The sequence below is a fragment of the Gaetbulibacter sp. S0825 genome, assembly GCF_011777505.1.
Lineage (GTDB): Bacteria > Bacteroidota > Bacteroidia > Flavobacteriales > Flavobacteriaceae > Pontimicrobium.
This window is the reverse complement of record NZ_JAATJT010000003.1, coordinates 47715-63428: the sequence shown is the minus strand read 5'-3', so window position 1 is coordinate 63428 and position 15714 is coordinate 47715. Positions and strand designations below refer to the sequence as shown.

Here is a 15714-nt window from a genome sequence, read left to right as displayed (position 1 = left end):
GATTATAGTAAATAGTATTTTTGAGGATCAAACTTCATTTCATGCGTATTTTTAAGAAAATCTTATTAGGAATTCTAATATTTCTCGTAATTGTTGCTATTTCTGGCTTTATATATATCAACTCTCTAAAGCCTCAGTATTCTGGAAATCTTGAGCTTCAAAATTTACAATCAGAAGTCTCAACGTATTTTGATGATTATGGTATACCACATATTTATGCTAAAAATCAAGAAGATGCGTATACAACTTTAGGATATTTGCACGCTCAAGACAGGTTATGGCAAATGGAGCTTCTAAAACGTATTGCTCCAGGACGTTTATCAGAAATACTAGGGAAAGATTTGTTAGTAACCGATAAATTTTTTGCAACTTTAGGAATAGAAGAGGCGACAGAGAAAGCCATAAAAAATATAGATAAAAGCAGTAATGCGTACAAGTTCGCTATGGCATATATTAACGGTGTCAATCAATTTATTGATGAAGGCGCAACGCCAATAGAATTTACTTTAATTGGTATTGAAAAAGAAGCATATGAACTAAAAGATATGTATAACATTTTTGGTTATATGGCTTTTAGCTTTGCCATGGCACAAAAAACCGACCCAATGCTAACTGCTATACAAGAAAAATTAGGAGCAGAGTACTTGAAGGATTTAGATGTAGTACCGAACACCAAAGGGACATTAATTAAGAGCAATTCAGAAAATATTAAAGCATTAAATGAATTATCTAATCAAATAGCCCAAGTAACAAAAAGGCTGCCAATGCCTGCCTTTATAGGTAGTAATAGTTGGGTGGTTAATGCTAATAAAACAAGCACTGGGAGTGTGTTATTTGCTAACGACCCACATATTGGATATGCGCAACCATCCGTTTGGTACGAAGCGCACATTGTAACACCAAATTATGAAATGTATGGTTACCATATTGCAGGAATTTCTTTTCCCCTATTGGGACATAATAGAGACTACGCCTACGGCTTAACGATGTTTGAAAATGATGATATCGATTTTTATCAAGAGACAAATAATCCATCAAATAAAGATGAATATAAAACACCAACAGGTTATGCGGCATATAAGAAAAGCACAAAAAGCATAAAAGTTAAAGATGAAGATGATGTTGTTTTAGAGATTAAATCGTCCAGACATGGACCAATAATGAATGGCGTGCAAGATGAAATATCACATGACAGACCTATTGCTATGTCTTGGGTATATACACAACATAAAATTGAGATTTTACAAGCTGGTTATAAGCTTTCACATTCTAAAACGATGGAAGATGTAAAACAAGCAGCTTCAATGATTCATGCACCAGGTTTAAATGTCATGTATGGTGATGCTAAAGGAAATGTCGCTTGGTGGGCTTCTGGGCAGCTTTACACACACAAAGAGCATGTGAACCCTAAGTTTGTTTTAGATGGTGCAAGTGGAGAGGATGACCCAATAGAGTATCTAGACTTTTCTAATAACCCAATGGCTGAAAATCCTGATTGGAATTATGTGTATTCAGCAAATAACCAACCAGATTCTATTGCAGGAATGTTATATCCTGGTTATTATTTGCCAGAAGATAGAGCAAAACGCATTGTAGAACTTCTTGAACCCAAAAATAATTGGAGTAAAGAGAGTTTTTCTAAAATGATTGTAGATAATACATCATCTGTTGCTACTAGTAATGTTAAGGTGTTGACCAAGGTTATTAATTACAATAAATTAAACAAGAATCAACAACGCGCAATGGATATATTGCAGCTTTGGGAAGGTGATAATGCTGTAGATGGTATTGCTCCAACCATTTATCATCGTATTATTTATCGTTATTTAGAAAATACGTTTAAAGATGAATTGGGCGATACATTATATAGCCAACTCCTACGTACACATTTAATCAAGAGGTCTATAGCACTACAAATTGGTAATGACACCTCTATGTGGTGGGATGATATTGAAACTGCCAATGTAAAAGAAACAAAAGCTGATATTATTAACGCATCATTTATTGAAGCTATTTCGAGTTTAGAATCACAATTTGGTGAAGATATTATGAATTGGAAATGGGGAACAGTACACACCTTAGAGCATGGTCATGCATTAGGCGCTGTAAAGACTTTGAAACCTTATTTTAATGTTGGGCCATTTGAAACAGGAGGAACAGAAGAGGTAATTGATAATAAAGCGTTCGATTTTAATGATACAGGATTATATGACATAAAAGCAGGGCCTTCAACCAGACGTATAATTGATTTCTCAGATGTTGAAAATAGTATTAGTATTTTGCCAACAGGACAATCTGGAAATCCGTTTAGTGAACATTACGATGATCAAGCAGTCATGTATAGCAAAGGAGCGTTTAGAAAAATGAAAATGAATAAAGAAGAGATTATAGAGACATCAAGATTACTTAAGGTAGTTCCGAAAAACTAATCGAAATTAATTGTAATAAAAAAGCCCTCAATTGAGGGCTTTTTTATTTATTCAAAATAACTAAACGTATCTCCGTCTTTTATTTTTAGAACCGTTTCATAAATCATTCTAATCACGTTTTCAACATCATCACTATGTACCATTTCTACGGTTGTATGCATATAACGTAATGGTAACGAAATTAATGCCGAAGCAACACCACCATTACTATACGCAAAAGCATCAGTATCTGTTCCAGTGGCTCTGGACAATGCCGAACGTTGGAAAGGTATATTCTTCTCTTCAGCAGTATCGATAATTAAATCGCGTAATTTTTGCTGTACAGCAGGAGCGTAGGCAACTACAGGGCCTTTACCTATTTCCAAATGACCTTCTTTTTTCTTTTCAATCATTGGAGTAGTAGTGTCATGAGTTACATCTGTCACAATTGCCACATTGGGTTTGATTGTATGTGTAATCATTTCGGCACCACGCAATCCAATTTCTTCTTGAACTGAATTTGTGATATAGAGACCAAAAGGTAATTTCTTTTTGTTTTCGTGCAATAATCTTGCTACTTCAGCAATCATAAAACCACCCATTCTGTTGTCTAAAGCACGACAGACAAACTTGTCTTTGTTAAGTATATGGAACTCATCAGGGTAGGTAATAACGCAACCAACATGAACGCCCATTTTCTCAACTTCTGCTTTGTCCTTAGCACCAATATCAATAGTGATGTTATCAGGTTTTGGTGGTTCTTCTTTCGAACGATTTCGTGTATGAATTGCAGGCCAACCAAAAACACCTTTTACAATACCTTTTTTGGTGTGGATATTCACGATTTTGCTGGGTGCAATTTGATGGTCACTTCCACCATTTCTAATCACATAAATTAATCCGTTGTCTGCAATATAGTTAACATACCATGAAATTTCATCAGCATGACCTTCAATAACTACTTTGTAATCAGCTTCTGGATTAATAACACCAACAGCTGTTCCGTAAGTATCTGTAATAAATTCATCAACATAAGGTTTTAGGTAATTCATCCAAATTTTTTGCCCATCCCATTCGTAACCTGTAGGTGCTGCATTATTTAAGTATTTTTCAAGAAAGTCCATGGACTTTTTATTGAGTATCTTCTTTTTTGCCATTCTAAAATATTTTGCTCTAAAATAATAATATTAATAAGAATTTAAGGTTTAAAAGAGTGTAAAATATTAACTTTACACTGTTAAGTTTTATTCAAAGCACCTCAATTTGAATTCAACCCAATTATGAAAAAGATTCTTTGCATATTATTTGTATTACCATTGTTTTGTTTTGGTCAGGTTCAAGAGACTGAAACCGATACTTCTCAAACAAAATATTTGATAATAAAAGGCGATTCTATTCCAAGATTAGCCATAGATTTAGACGAAGTTATGCTACTCCATAAATTGGAGTTTGATAGTAAAGAAGATAGACGACGTTATTTAATTTTAAAACGTAAAACCTTAAAAGTGTATCATTATGCACAATTGGCTGCTACTAGATTAGATACACTTAATGCGCGGCTAAATAGATTAGAAAAAAAGCGTGATAGAAAGCAGTACGCTAAAAAAATACAACGGTATATTGAAGGTGAATTCTCAGATGAATTAAAAAAACTCACACGAACCGAAGGACAAATACTAATTAAATTAATCCACCGACAAACAGGACATACGACATTTGAGCTTATTAAAGAGCTGCGTAATGGATGGCGTGCCTTTTGGTTTAATAATACAGCAAGTTTATTCGATTTGTCTTTAAAAAAGGAGTTCGACCCAATGAATGTAAAAGAAGATTATTTAATTGAAGATATCTTGCAACGAAACTTCCAAAGTGGACGTTTAGAACGACAAAAAGATGCTTTAGGCTTAGACTTCTTTGAACTAACCCAGAAATGGTTAGGAGATAAACCCAAAACTACCCAAAATACCAAAACCATTGAGCGTACAAACTAAGTTAGAGGAACAGCTCAATACATTCTCTCATGCCATTGGAGCTGTATTTGGTATTGTTGGTTTAATTATACTAGTAAGCAAACAAGTTAATGCTCCGTGGAGTTTGTTTAGTGTATTAGTATATGGTCTTTCGATTATTGTGTTGTTTAGTGCTTCTGCATTATATCATGCAGCCAAAACCGAAAAACGCAAGCACTATTTTAGAATTGTTGACCATATAAGCATTTATTTATTAATTGCAGGAACCTACACTCCTGTGTTATTGTTAACGTTATCAGATAGTAAAGGTTGGCTTCTGTTTTATACCGTTTGGGGAATTGCAGCCTTTGGTGTATTTCTAAAACTCTTTTTTACAGGACGTTTTGAAGTATTTTCAACGCTGTTGTATTTGGTAATGGGTTGGTTAATCGTCTTTGATTTTAGCGTTCTAGCAGAAAGAATGCACACCAACGGATTACTATTTTTATTTGCAGGTGGTTTATTTTATACGGTAGGCATTGTGTTTTATGCCATTAATAAAATACCTTATAATCATGTAATTTGGCACGTGTTTGTGTTGGCTGGTGCTATTTGTCACTACTTTATGATTTTATGGTATGTGGTTTAGTTAAAAATGAAGAACTAAATATTGAGGTTCGTTTAACGTTGGCATAAGCAAATGTGCGTATTTGGAATTATTTAGTTTCATTTTACTACTTAGCCAATTTTATTTGTTTGCACCAATGTAGTCAATTTTCTTTCCGCAAGGAAATAAAATTGGCGGAGCTTATTACTTGTACACACTTTCAAGTTGCTAATTTGCAGCATTTTGTTTATGCATTGTTAGCCTTTGTTATTCCTTAATTGGTTTAAGACTTTCATATTTATGTGAATAATGTTTTTTGTTATCAAATCCGATATACTTAAACTTATCGTTTTCCAATAGTTTTAAATCTCCGTTCTTCACATTCGTGCGTACAAACCTGAAATCAACTAATTTATCCATTTTACTAATAAAGTCTATGTTATTTAATTCGCCACATTCATTAAAACAAAATGTTTTTAAGTTTGGAAGTCCCGTAATTGATTCAATGTCTGTGATTCTTTTGCAGTTTTCAAAGTATAGATACTCAATAGTCTTATGATTTTTCAAATTTGAAATGGATTCCAATTTTGGATATCTATGAAATTCAATCTTCTTGATTTTGTCAGATAATTGTAATTTATTCAGATTTTGAGCATTTCCCCAAAATAGATTTAAAACTTCAAGACCTTTTAAATGCGGAAAATTAGAGAAGTCTTTCTCTTTTGTATTAAAATTCCATAAATTTAGGTGTTTTAAATTATCGCACTTTTCAAAATTTAAAATCTTCTTTGACCATTTAATAATTAGAAATCTTAAGTGAGGGAATGCACTTAAATCAATTTTTTGTTCGTCATCAATTCGCAGATATTCTAATTCAGAAAAGTTTTCTATTCCTTCCATTGATATTAATCTGTCATGTTCTTGGTATTGCAACTTTTTAATACCTTTCAAGTCAAGAAGTGGTTCAATTGTATTTAAATTATATCCGTGATGTCTGCTAATATATAAATTTGAGATTTTTTCTTTATTAATATACTTGATGGTTTCTGATAATCTATCAGTTTCTATTTTTAAGAATTTTCCATCATTTATTGAGTCAAAAAATCTGAACTTACTCATTCTCGGTTTTTTTTAATAAAGGCTAATGTTTTTACGGATATGCGTCGTTTGAATGACTTATATCCGACGTTAAACGAAGTTCGGCTTTTTTTCTTACAAAGTCAAATGTCTTTAATCGGATAGTGTTTCCTTAAACGATATATTCAACCGCTGTACTTTTGGTGATTTTTCAGGTGTTAACGTAAAAAACATAGAGATGATACCATTTTCAGTTTGCACATTAAAGCGACCTCGTAATTGGTTTAAAGGTGTTAGGTCTTCTACTTTAACAATCGCTCCAGCTTCAGCAAAAATTTGTTTGGCTTGAGACATTCGCTTCTCTCTAGACCTATCTAAGTAAAAGTTTTCAGCAATAATTTCCTTTTCAAGGTTAGCATCCCAATTTTGTACTAAGTCTAAAACTTGTTCTTTTCGCTTCTCAAGAATGTCAGATACTGGAAGTTCGCGTGGTTCTAACCCAGCTTTATCAAATAATAATTGTTCCACCTTACTTATTGGCAAAGGTCCTGTATAAGTAAGGTTTCCAAACGCCATCACACCAACACCATACTCAGGGTAAAAATAGTAGTTGCTGCCAAATCCAGGAAGCGCACCTCCATGCGATACGCGCTTTATATCGTTGCAGTAAGTAGCAATTCCTAGTCCAAATCCGTAGCCATTCATTAAGGCACAAGTATCACCATTGTAATCTCTTGCATTTGGATATAGTCTTGGAAACTGTGGTGTTTGCATCTCACGAAGTGAACTTCTTTTAATTGGTCCATTATCGCTATCACTTCTTGGAGGCCATGCCGAAAGATGAAAACTTACGTATTTACTAAAATCTTCAATGGTGGTGATAAGCCCACCCATAGAGCCAAACGAACCATCATGCAACATAGGTTCTAGTTTCCATTGTTCGTCTTCCCAACGGTAGCCTATGGCAAGTTCTTCTTTTGGCACATCATTCCACTCCCAATAGGTGTTGTTCATCCCTAAGGGTTGGAGTATGTTATTCTTAATGTATTCTTGGTAAGGCTCACCAGAAACGCGTGATACAATATTACCAAGCAAAGCATAACCAGTGTTGCTATATTCAAATTCAAATGATGGTGCGTTAGAGAATGTCACACCTTCGTCTATCATACTAATAAGCATGTCATTAGGTTCATCTAATTGACGGTCTCCCCAAGGATTATCTTCTGGAAAACCTGCTGTCATAGTTAATAGATTGTTTATGCTGATAATTGGACTGTCTTTTGTGAGATACTCTAGATTTGACATTTCGGAAATGTATTTACTAACTGGATCATTTAAAGCTAGTTTACCTTCATCTCTTAATTTTATGATGGCCATTGCTGTAAAACTTTTAGTCATAGAAGCGATTCGAAAAGCCGAAGTTGTAGTTGATGGGTTTTTAGTATCAACATCCAATACACCATCTGCTGAAGCAATAACTAACTGATCATCGACTACAATACCGTATGCTATTCCAGGAATATGTCTGCCTTTAGCATGTTCAATCATCACTGTTTCAATCTCTGGAGCTACTTGTTTAATTTTTTCTACGCGATTATCGTTTTCAAATGCTGGAGCTTTGTATGAGTTAGAAAATGAAGTAGTTGTACTAGTTTCAATTTCAGTTGAAGTATTAGAATTACAAGACGTTATAACAGTTATAATAACTATATAACATAGAAGATGCTTTAGATGTTTCATTGGTTGATAGTTTAGCATTATTAAGATGTTGAGAAAGTTAGTCATTTTTTATGTTAACGTATTTTAAATGCTTGTTAATAAATCACAACTTTTTATAAAGTAATTAATTGATTTTGAAGGGATAAAAATTTACATTTGGTAGAACATCAAAAACAACCAACCAATACATATCAACTCATGAAAAGATTTATCATTTTTTGTCTTGTCTCTTTTTTTGCGACAGGATTTGCTTTTAGTCAAGATCAATACATATTCCCTTATGGAAGTGGACCAAGTAAAGCATTTATTAAAGAAATCATTAAGTTAACAGGAAAAGAAAAACCAAAAATTTGCTATTTACCAACAGCTTCAGGAGATAGAGAAAGTGGTATTATTAGATGGTACGAATTGGTGAACGACCTTGAAGTAGAACCTTATGTACAGCGTGTTTGGATAAGCTCTTACAGACAAAAATATACGTTTGAAGAATTTCTATTAGGGATGGATGCCATAGTTGTAGGTGGCGGAAACACACTAAACATGATGGCCATTTGGAAAGCTCAAGGTATCGATAAAGTTTTAAAGAAAGCATTAGAAAAAGGCATTGTGTTAGCAGGAGGGAGTGCAGGCTCACTTTGTTGGTTTGATAATGGCACAACCGATTCCAGACCAATAGAATTAAGTGTTGTGGAAGGCTTAGGCTTTTTGCCTTATAGTCATAGTCCACACTACGATGGTGAGGAATTCCGAAGACCATTATATGAAAAAAATATAAAAAACGGCATTTTTGAAGCTGGTTATGCTATGGATAATCAAGCTGGAATTATTTTTAAAAATGGCAAACCTTTTAAAGTAGTTTCTATGGGCGAAGAACGCAATTGCTATTATGTATCACTTGTAAATGGTGAAATAGTTGAAGAGAAATTAGATAAGGTTATTTTGAAGGATTAGCCTTTTATAACATCTTTGTATTCTTCAAAAAAAGCTTCAAAGAGCAACATTTTTTCATTAAAGAATTCCATAGTATCTCTCCAAGTGTTTTTGTTATGGATGGATACTTTTTGTTCTAAAGGCACGAATATTCGTGATATTTCTTTACCGTTATCTAGATAAAATTCTTCTTTGTAAATGGCGCTAGGTAGGTAGTCGTCTAACAAAATATTTTTTAATGCAAGCAATTTTTCCCAGCAATTAATTCGGTTATCTAAATCATCTTCTAGGTCTAAACAAACAAATGCTTTTTTAGTATCAAAGTAGAATTTAAAAGAAAGGCCTTTAATTTTAGTGTTATACAATAACCATTTTCTTGGAAATGATTTTCCAAAGCTTGTCCAAAACTCCTGTCGTAATAGTCGCGAATCTTCTTTGCTAAACATTTATATAAAATAGGCAATTGCCACAGCAACAATAATTGCTAGAATCTTGTTTAGATTAAACTTATGACCTTCACTGCTTTCAAATAAAATAGTAGTCGAAATGTGTAAAAATATTCCAATAACAACAGCATTTATGTGTGGTAATAGTCCGGGTCTTAAATAGACGTTGTTAGAAATAACTGTTCCAAGTGGAGTCATTAATCCAAATACAGTTAGAAATGCAATAATTTGATATGTTTTAAAATCTGATTGAAATAAATATGAGGTTATAAGTATGGCTATTGGGATTTTATGAATTATAATACCATATACCATATCATTATGCTGATGTATTGGAAAACCTTCTAGAAAGGCATGTAAACACAAACTTAAAAACAATAACCAAGGGAAGACATGACTGTTTTTGTGTATGTGTACATGACCATGTTCTGCTCCTTTAGAGAAAAACTCCAAAAATATTTGAAAGAGTACACCAATCATAATACATAAACCTGCACGTTTAGCATCTAAATGTTCAAATACTTCAGGGAACAATTCGAAAAACGTGATTGACATTAAAAATGCACCACTAAAAGCAAGCAAAATTTTAATGTTCTTTATGGGTTTGTTTCTTGTAAGTTTTACAATTATAAAACCTAATAATACTGCGTATATTGGGAATAGATATTTATTCATAATTACATAAAAATCATGATTAGGCGTTCCGAATTATCCTTATTAAATTTATTGAGTTTGTAATCTCCAAAAACATCTAATAATTGAATGTTAGCTTTGGTAAACATCTTTTCAAAATCATTTAGTGTTAATGCTTTAACTAGTTCTTGGTAATGATAAGGTTTTCCATCAGCTTCAAAAGAGATATCTTTTACAATAAAGCCATTTTCAACATAACGCTTTAAATAAAAATCGATGCCATCTATAGTTTTGGTGTTTTCTTTTACTAGATTATTTACAATAAAATCAGCATTTAAAAAGTCAATGACACCAACACCATCTTTTTTTAAATTTGCTTTAATCGCTTTTATTGTATTTAGGTCATCTTTATCATCATCAAAAAAACCAAAACTCGTAAACAAATTAAAAACAGCGTTAAATTGTTTTGAATAAGCTTCACGCATATCATGAACTTCAAAGTGTAAGGTATCGTTTTCAAATTGTTTAGCGAAAGAGATGCTCTTTTCCGAAAGGTCTATTCCTGTAACATCATAACCAATACTGTTTAGGTATACTGCATGGCGACCTTTACCGCAAGCAAGATCTAGGATAGAACTATTTTCAGGAATATTAAGGTAACTCGTGAGATTTTCCATAAAAGCGTGCGCTTCTTTGTCGTCTCTATGTTTATACAAAATATGGTAGAATGGTGTATCAAACCATGATGAGTACCAATCTTTCGTGTCTTTTGTCATACATTAATGTGTGTCGCAACAAAAATAAAGTATTTTTGCAATCTATTTGCTCGCTAAGCGAGATTTGAGTATTAAATTTTATTTGATAATCTAAGAGTTGTTTTAATTATCAAAAAACGAACTAGCTCTAAGATTTAATTAGTATATGGAGAATAATTTTAAAATGGTAGCCAAAACCTTATTTGGTTTTGAAGAGCTTTTAGCAAAAGAACTAAGAAATTTAGGCGCTCAAGATGTGAAAATTGGAGTGCGTAATGTAAGTTTTGTTGGAGATACAGGTTTCATGTATAAGGCAAACTTAGCTTTGAGAACAGCTATAAAAATTTTAAAACCCATTAAGACTTTTAGGGTTGCTAATGAAGAAGATTTATACAGACAAGTGTATAAAATGCCTTGGGATAATTATCTATCTGAAAACGGATCTTTGGCAGTAGATGCTACAGTGCATTCTACTGTGTTTACCCATTCAAAATATATTGCTTTAAAGACTAAAGATGCTATTGTCGATAAGTTTAGAGATACTAAAGGAACAAGACCAAATGTGGATTTGCGCTTCCCAGATTTAAAGATTAATGTGCATATCGACAGACAGTTGTGCACCGTGTCTTTAGATAGTTCTGGTGAGTCGTTACATAGACGTGGTTACAAAACAGCAACTAATATTGCACCAATTAATGAAGTGTTAGCAGCAGGTTTAGTGATGTTGTCAGGTTGGGATGGACAAAGTGATTTTATGGATCCAATGTGTGGTAGTGGTACCATTTTGATTGAAGCTGCGATGATTGCTTGTAATATTCCACCAAATTTATTGCGGAAAGAATTTGCATTTGAACGTTGGCAAGATTGGGATGTCGATTTATTTGAAAAAATAGAAGAATCGTTGCTAAGTAAAACCAGAGATTTTCATCATAAAATGATAGGGTATGATAAGTCGCCATCAGCCGTTAGAAAAGCTCAAGACAATATTAAAAACGCCAATTTAGAAGACTTTATAAAAGTGAAACATGAAGATTTCTTTAAAACGCAAAAAGCAGGTGAGGAGCATTTACATTTGGTATTTAATCCTCCTTATGGTGAACGTTTAGAGAGTTTGAATGTAGAAGAATTTTATGGCGATATTGGCACTACTTTAAAACATGGTTACCCTGGAACCCATGCATGGTTTATTACTTCTAACATAGAAGCTTTAAAATTTGTTGGACTGAGACCTTCACGTAAAATTAAAGTGTTTAATGCAAAATTAGAGGCACGTTTTGTTAAATACGAGATGTACGAAGGCAGTAAAAAGGCAAAAAAGCAATAAGGCTACAAACATTTAGTTCATAGCCTTAAGTTTTTATAATGCGCCACCTATTTTTGGGTATTCATTAAATAAGGTTTCTACCAATTCGTTTATATAACCTGGTAATTTTTTGTTATAGCGACTCATGTCACAAGTCATGGATGCTTGCCAGATTATTTGATTTTTCTCAAAATCAGATACATAAACCACCAACGTTTCTTCAGTGTAAATAGTTGTGTTTATTGTACATTCTGCCCAATAACTGTATTCGTCTTGTTCTTTACAATCGTAAAATGTGGCTTCTTTTTCTTCAACCAGTAATTTAAAACCTGCTTGTAATTGCGGATCCATAACATTGGTTTTGTGTCCTCTATTAATCATTTCATTCTCTACAGCGTTTCCTATGAGTTCACGTACTTTATTGTTATCATGGTTAGGGAAATTAGTGTTTTCAACAAACAAATCGTCTATACATAATACAAAGGTGTTATAGCTATCAAAATCTACGCTTTCATCAAACTCAGCTAATACTGCTTCGGTAGATGCACAGCCGTAAAGGGTAAGGAGAAAAATAATACTTAGTGTTTTTAAAGTTTTCATAGTCAAAGGAATTTAAGATTGATGTTTTTATTGAGTTAAAGGTCTTTAAACTCTTAGGGAATTACTATGATAAATGTCAGTTTAAATTGTTAAAAAAATGAAGGTTTGTTTAGCAGTCTTGTATTGGCTTAATTGATTAAGCACCTAATTTAACAAACACATATCGCATAGAAAACCCATGAAGATTTTAGTAAGTAGGCGAGTACTAGCGATTACTTAAAGCCATTGTGGCGCTCAGGATTTTATAGGATGATTAAAATCCGTATAGTTTTTTTGCACTTTCAATTTGTTCTTTTTCTGTTGTTTCTGGGTAGAGAACATATTTAGGCGCAATAATTGGTTTAATTTGTTCTATAGTAATTTCTGTAATGGTTGCAAAAGGAATAGTTCCACCTGTCATTTTTGTCAATATTCTTTTCATTTCCAAAAATCTAGAATCAGTTTTTCCAATTATTTTCGCTTTTCCTTTTACTTGAAACCCTTTTTGCACCAGAATGTCAATAAAACTTACACAAACATTTTCGTTCTGCTTAATATTTCGAACGGTTTGAGGTGAAGCAATATTCGCAACAATTATTTTGTCCGTATTATAATAGTTGAAGATTTCTTTTGGAGAAACATTCGGCAGGTTTTCAGTTGATGCAGTTGCTAGCCAGCACAAAACACTTTTGTTTATGTATTCCTTAATTTCAACTGTTAATTCCATGATGATTTAGCTTACGTACAACAGTTTTGTATAAGAATTGCTGCAGATTTCTACTCACTAACTTTTCTGTTTAGCATAAACCTACGTTTTACGTTTATGCTTTGTTTTTTTATCGGTTAAACCGCTATGATTGATACACTTTGTTAGCACCAGTTTCTACTTTTTTTCTTCACGCAAAATTTTCTCCATTTTGCGCCCTCTTGCCAATTCATCAATCAGCTTTTCCATTTGTCTACATTGTTTATATAACTCAAATTCATCCTCTATTTCTTCAATTCGATAACCACAAACGACTCCTTTAATCATGTGTGCGTTTGAATGTATTTTAGCTTTTTGGAAAAATGTTCCAAAGGTTACCTTTTCATCAATAAGTGTTTGTAAGGTATCTTGATCAAAACCAGTGAACCATTTAATTACTTGATCGAGTTCTTCTTTTGTTCTTCCATTTTTTTCTAATCTATTTAGGTAAAGTGGATAAATGGTTGCAAATATCATATTGGCAACCTTTTCATTTTTTTCGGCTGTAACTTTCATATTGATTAATTTAATTATTACCAACGGTCTCGGCTATGAGTAGTTTGGTGGTTCAGCACTAAAGTTAGCAAATAAATCACAGACATAAAGCCAGCGAGGATTTTCATAAGTAAGCTATAACTAGCAATAAATTATACACGGTGTTGTACACAGTTTTTTATTTTCTCAGTCAAGTCTTTTATATGATATTCTGTATTTCTGCTTTCTTGAAAATTGGCGATGATATAATTCAAATCAGTTTGTGCTTTGTCACATTCATTTTTTCCAAGATAGTTCAATGCTCTATGAACATATGCAGAAGATAAAATATCTTTGTCGTTAGTGTGTTCAATAACATAGTTTGTGATTTCTATTCCTTTGGCAAACTCTTTATTATAAAAATAAGTCAGACCTAAATTAATTGCAGGAATATGATATGTCGAATCAGATATTGTATAAGATTTTTGATAATATTTTATTGCGTTATCATAATCATAATCTAAAAATCTGTTAAGCCCTAAATTGCTTAACGTGGTTGGATTATTAGGTTCAATTTCTAATGATTTAAAAAACGCAGACTCCCCACCTTTGTAATTGCCAGTTTTACTCAATTCTATTCCCTTATCATTGAGTTTTTTTGCTTCTTGATTTTCAAAATAATCACCAGGAATTGATTTATGCTGCACATTCTCGATGGATACTTTTTTATTGTCTTTGCAACTTGTCAAAGATATTATAAATATTAAAAAAGTAAATAGTATAGTTAATCTCATTTGGGTTTGGTTAAATTTTACACAACTAGGTTATAATAACTAAAAGTATAAAAACAATTACTTGTCCTTTTTAAACAAAGGAATTAAATAGGACACATTGTAACCAAAACCTATACTAAAGTTTCCGCTGTCGTAAGTGCGTCCAAATCCAGGAATATAGAGATTTTCAAAATTATTAGGCTCCGTTTCTGTAATGCGACCTTTTAGTTGCACGTTAAATCCAACATACAAATTGTTAAGTGTTTCGGCTTTGACACCAAGAATAAGTTCACCCCAAATAGCAGTTAAACCACTTTGTTTGGAACCATCTGTAACTGTTGTTTGGTTTCCCCATGGCTGTCCATTGGTGTCAAAAATGGTATAGCTATTAATAGTTTGGTTAAACGTACCGAATCCAGCACGAAAACCACTATAAATCATATTTTCCATACCAAACCAATTGTCGTATAAATTAAAATCTATACCTCCTTTAAAATAACTTCCTTGCGCTGTTGCGTTTAGGTAATCACTTTTGGTAGTTTTCTCTTCGGTACCCAATTCTCCAGCTATGTATAGGTTTTTTGACAAACGATAATCACCATTAATTTCAAAGCCTGTATAATCATCATCAATAAAAGACCTCACTAATTTGCTCACATCACCACCTAATCGTAAGCCATATTTTTGAGCATAACGAATGGAATCGTTTGCGACACTATCGTCTTGTGCGCTTACTGAAAATGTCATCAGCAGTACAGCAAAAATACTAGTGATATATGTTAATGTGCGCTGCATTTTCATTGTCTATGGTGTTATTTTCGATAGTAATTTGTGTTGTCCAATTGTCAGTATCAAGTGTTAAAACGGCTCCTAAATTGGTGAATGTCGCTTTATAGCCACAAGCACGTGATACATATATATCGTCTCTTGCGTAGTTGACATCAACAGTATCAGGATTCCCTAATACAATATCGTCACTTCCATCATCTGGAGTACCATTATCATCAATACTAAAATCTGAATGAAATACTAATTTAGTCATATCACTATCTGTTCTTAATGGAATAGCAATAGAATCTTTTGTCCCAACTGTAATATTCTTAAAAAACACAGCTTCATTAGCATCATTAATACCATATACAAACAAACCCGAGACGGATTTGGTATCTTCTGGAATAAGTGCATCGTAGAATCGCACCACTAGTTGAGGTGTCGTAGCCGTTGCTTCGGAGCATATATCATCCTTTTCGCAAGCAAAAACGGCTAATAAAATAAGTAGAATGAGTATGGATGTTTTTTTCATTTATTTGTTATGT

Annotated in this window: 17 protein-coding genes; 5 read left to right on the top strand and 12 right to left on the bottom strand. The window is 32.9% G+C overall.

Annotation, left to right across the window (positions count from 1 at the left end):
• Positions 1-41: 41 nt before the first annotated feature.
• The gene (locus HB672_RS11465; protein WP_167769673.1) at positions 42-2429 is read left to right on the top strand and encodes a penicillin acylase family protein; all 2388 of its coding nucleotides are present in this window, start codon (positions 42-44) and stop codon (positions 2427-2429) included.
• A gap of 47 nt (positions 2430-2476) precedes the next feature.
• Here HB672_RS11465 and HB672_RS11460 read toward each other — a convergent pair whose 3' ends face one another.
• Positions 2477-3565, bottom strand: coding sequence for a M42 family metallopeptidase (locus tag HB672_RS11460; protein WP_167769672.1), 1089 nt, complete (start codon positions 3563-3565; stop codon positions 2477-2479).
• Between the two features lie 123 nt (positions 3566-3688).
• On the opposite strand from HB672_RS11460, the gene HB672_RS11455 reads away from it, so the two are divergent.
• Together HB672_RS11455 and HB672_RS11450 are read left to right on the top strand one after the other, a co-directional pair.
• Positions 3689-4399: a DUF4294 domain-containing protein gene (locus HB672_RS11455; RefSeq protein ID WP_167769671.1), complete on the top strand. Its 711-nt coding sequence runs from the start codon at positions 3689-3691 to the stop codon at positions 4397-4399.
• The gene (locus HB672_RS11450) at positions 4383-5006 is read left to right on the top strand and encodes a hemolysin III family protein (RefSeq protein WP_167769670.1); all 624 of its coding nucleotides are present in this window, start codon (positions 4383-4385) and stop codon (positions 5004-5006) included. The genes HB672_RS11455 and HB672_RS11450 overlap by 17 nt, the downstream gene beginning before the upstream one ends.
• A gap of 225 nt (positions 5007-5231) precedes the next feature.
• On the opposite strand, the gene HB672_RS11445 is transcribed toward HB672_RS11450, so the two are convergent.
• Complete coding sequence (locus tag HB672_RS11445; protein ID WP_167769669.1) at positions 5232-6083, bottom strand: leucine-rich repeat protein; 852 nt, start codon at positions 6081-6083, stop codon at positions 5232-5234.
• A gap of 111 nt (positions 6084-6194) precedes the next feature.
• Positions 6195-7781, bottom strand: coding sequence for a serine hydrolase domain-containing protein (locus HB672_RS11440; RefSeq protein WP_167769668.1), 1587 nt, complete (start codon positions 7779-7781; stop codon positions 6195-6197).
• Positions 7782-7958: 177 nt separating this feature from the next.
• On the opposite strand from HB672_RS11440, the gene HB672_RS11435 reads away from it, so the two are divergent.
• On the top strand, positions 7959-8711 hold the full coding sequence (locus HB672_RS11435; protein WP_167769667.1) for a peptidase E: 753 nt from the start codon (positions 7959-7961) through the stop codon (positions 8709-8711).
• Here HB672_RS11435 and HB672_RS11430 read toward each other — a convergent pair.
• Genes HB672_RS11430 through HB672_RS11420 form a run of 3 tightly spaced genes read right to left on the bottom strand, consistent with a single transcriptional unit; the run spans position 8708 to position 10545 of the window.
• Positions 8708-9136 carry a DUF4268 domain-containing protein gene (locus HB672_RS11430; protein WP_167769666.1) on the bottom strand — a complete coding sequence of 143 codons (429 nt, stop codon included), beginning with the start codon at positions 9134-9136 and terminating at the stop codon, positions 8708-8710. The genes HB672_RS11435 and HB672_RS11430 overlap by 4 nt on opposite strands.
• Entirely contained in the window at positions 9137-9811 is a 675-nt protein-coding gene (locus tag HB672_RS11425) for a ZIP family metal transporter (protein WP_167769665.1), read from the bottom strand.
• A gap of 2 nt (positions 9812-9813) precedes the next feature.
• Positions 9814-10545: a class I SAM-dependent methyltransferase gene (locus HB672_RS11420; RefSeq protein WP_167769664.1), complete on the bottom strand. Its 732-nt coding sequence runs from the start codon at positions 10543-10545 to the stop codon at positions 9814-9816.
• A 145-nt stretch (positions 10546-10690) separates the two neighbouring features.
• On the opposite strand from HB672_RS11420, the gene HB672_RS11415 reads away from it, so the two are divergent.
• Positions 10691-11848 carry a THUMP domain-containing protein gene (locus tag HB672_RS11415; protein ID WP_167769663.1) on the top strand — a complete coding sequence of 386 codons (1158 nt, stop codon included), beginning with the start codon at positions 10691-10693 and terminating at the stop codon, positions 11846-11848.
• Between the two features lie 33 nt (positions 11849-11881).
• On the opposite strand, the gene HB672_RS11410 is transcribed toward HB672_RS11415, so the two are convergent.
• The 6 genes from HB672_RS11410 to HB672_RS11385 form a co-directional block, all read right to left on the bottom strand.
• Positions 11882-12427: a DUF4136 domain-containing protein gene (locus tag HB672_RS11410; RefSeq protein ID WP_167769662.1), complete on the bottom strand. Its 546-nt coding sequence runs from the start codon at positions 12425-12427 to the stop codon at positions 11882-11884.
• A 253-nt stretch (positions 12428-12680) separates the two neighbouring features.
• The gene (locus HB672_RS11405; protein WP_167769661.1) at positions 12681-13133 is read right to left on the bottom strand and encodes a pyridoxamine 5'-phosphate oxidase family protein; all 453 of its coding nucleotides are present in this window, start codon (positions 13131-13133) and stop codon (positions 12681-12683) included.
• Positions 13134-13289: 156 nt separating this feature from the next.
• The gene (locus HB672_RS11400; RefSeq protein WP_167769660.1) at positions 13290-13667 is read right to left on the bottom strand and encodes a DUF2200 domain-containing protein; all 378 of its coding nucleotides are present in this window, start codon (positions 13665-13667) and stop codon (positions 13290-13292) included.
• Positions 13668-13798: 131 nt separating this feature from the next.
• Complete coding sequence (locus HB672_RS11395) at positions 13799-14419, bottom strand: hypothetical protein (protein ID WP_167769659.1); 621 nt, start codon at positions 14417-14419, stop codon at positions 13799-13801.
• 57 nt (positions 14420-14476) lie between these two features.
• Positions 14477-15193, bottom strand: a complete 717-nt coding sequence (locus tag HB672_RS11390; RefSeq protein WP_244306610.1) for a DUF6048 family protein — start codon at positions 15191-15193, stop codon at positions 14477-14479.
• Entirely contained in the window at positions 15165-15701 is a 537-nt protein-coding gene (locus HB672_RS11385) for a DUF6452 family protein (RefSeq protein WP_167769657.1), read from the bottom strand. The genes HB672_RS11390 and HB672_RS11385 overlap by 29 nt, the downstream gene beginning before the upstream one ends.
• Positions 15702-15714 lie beyond the last annotated feature (13 nt).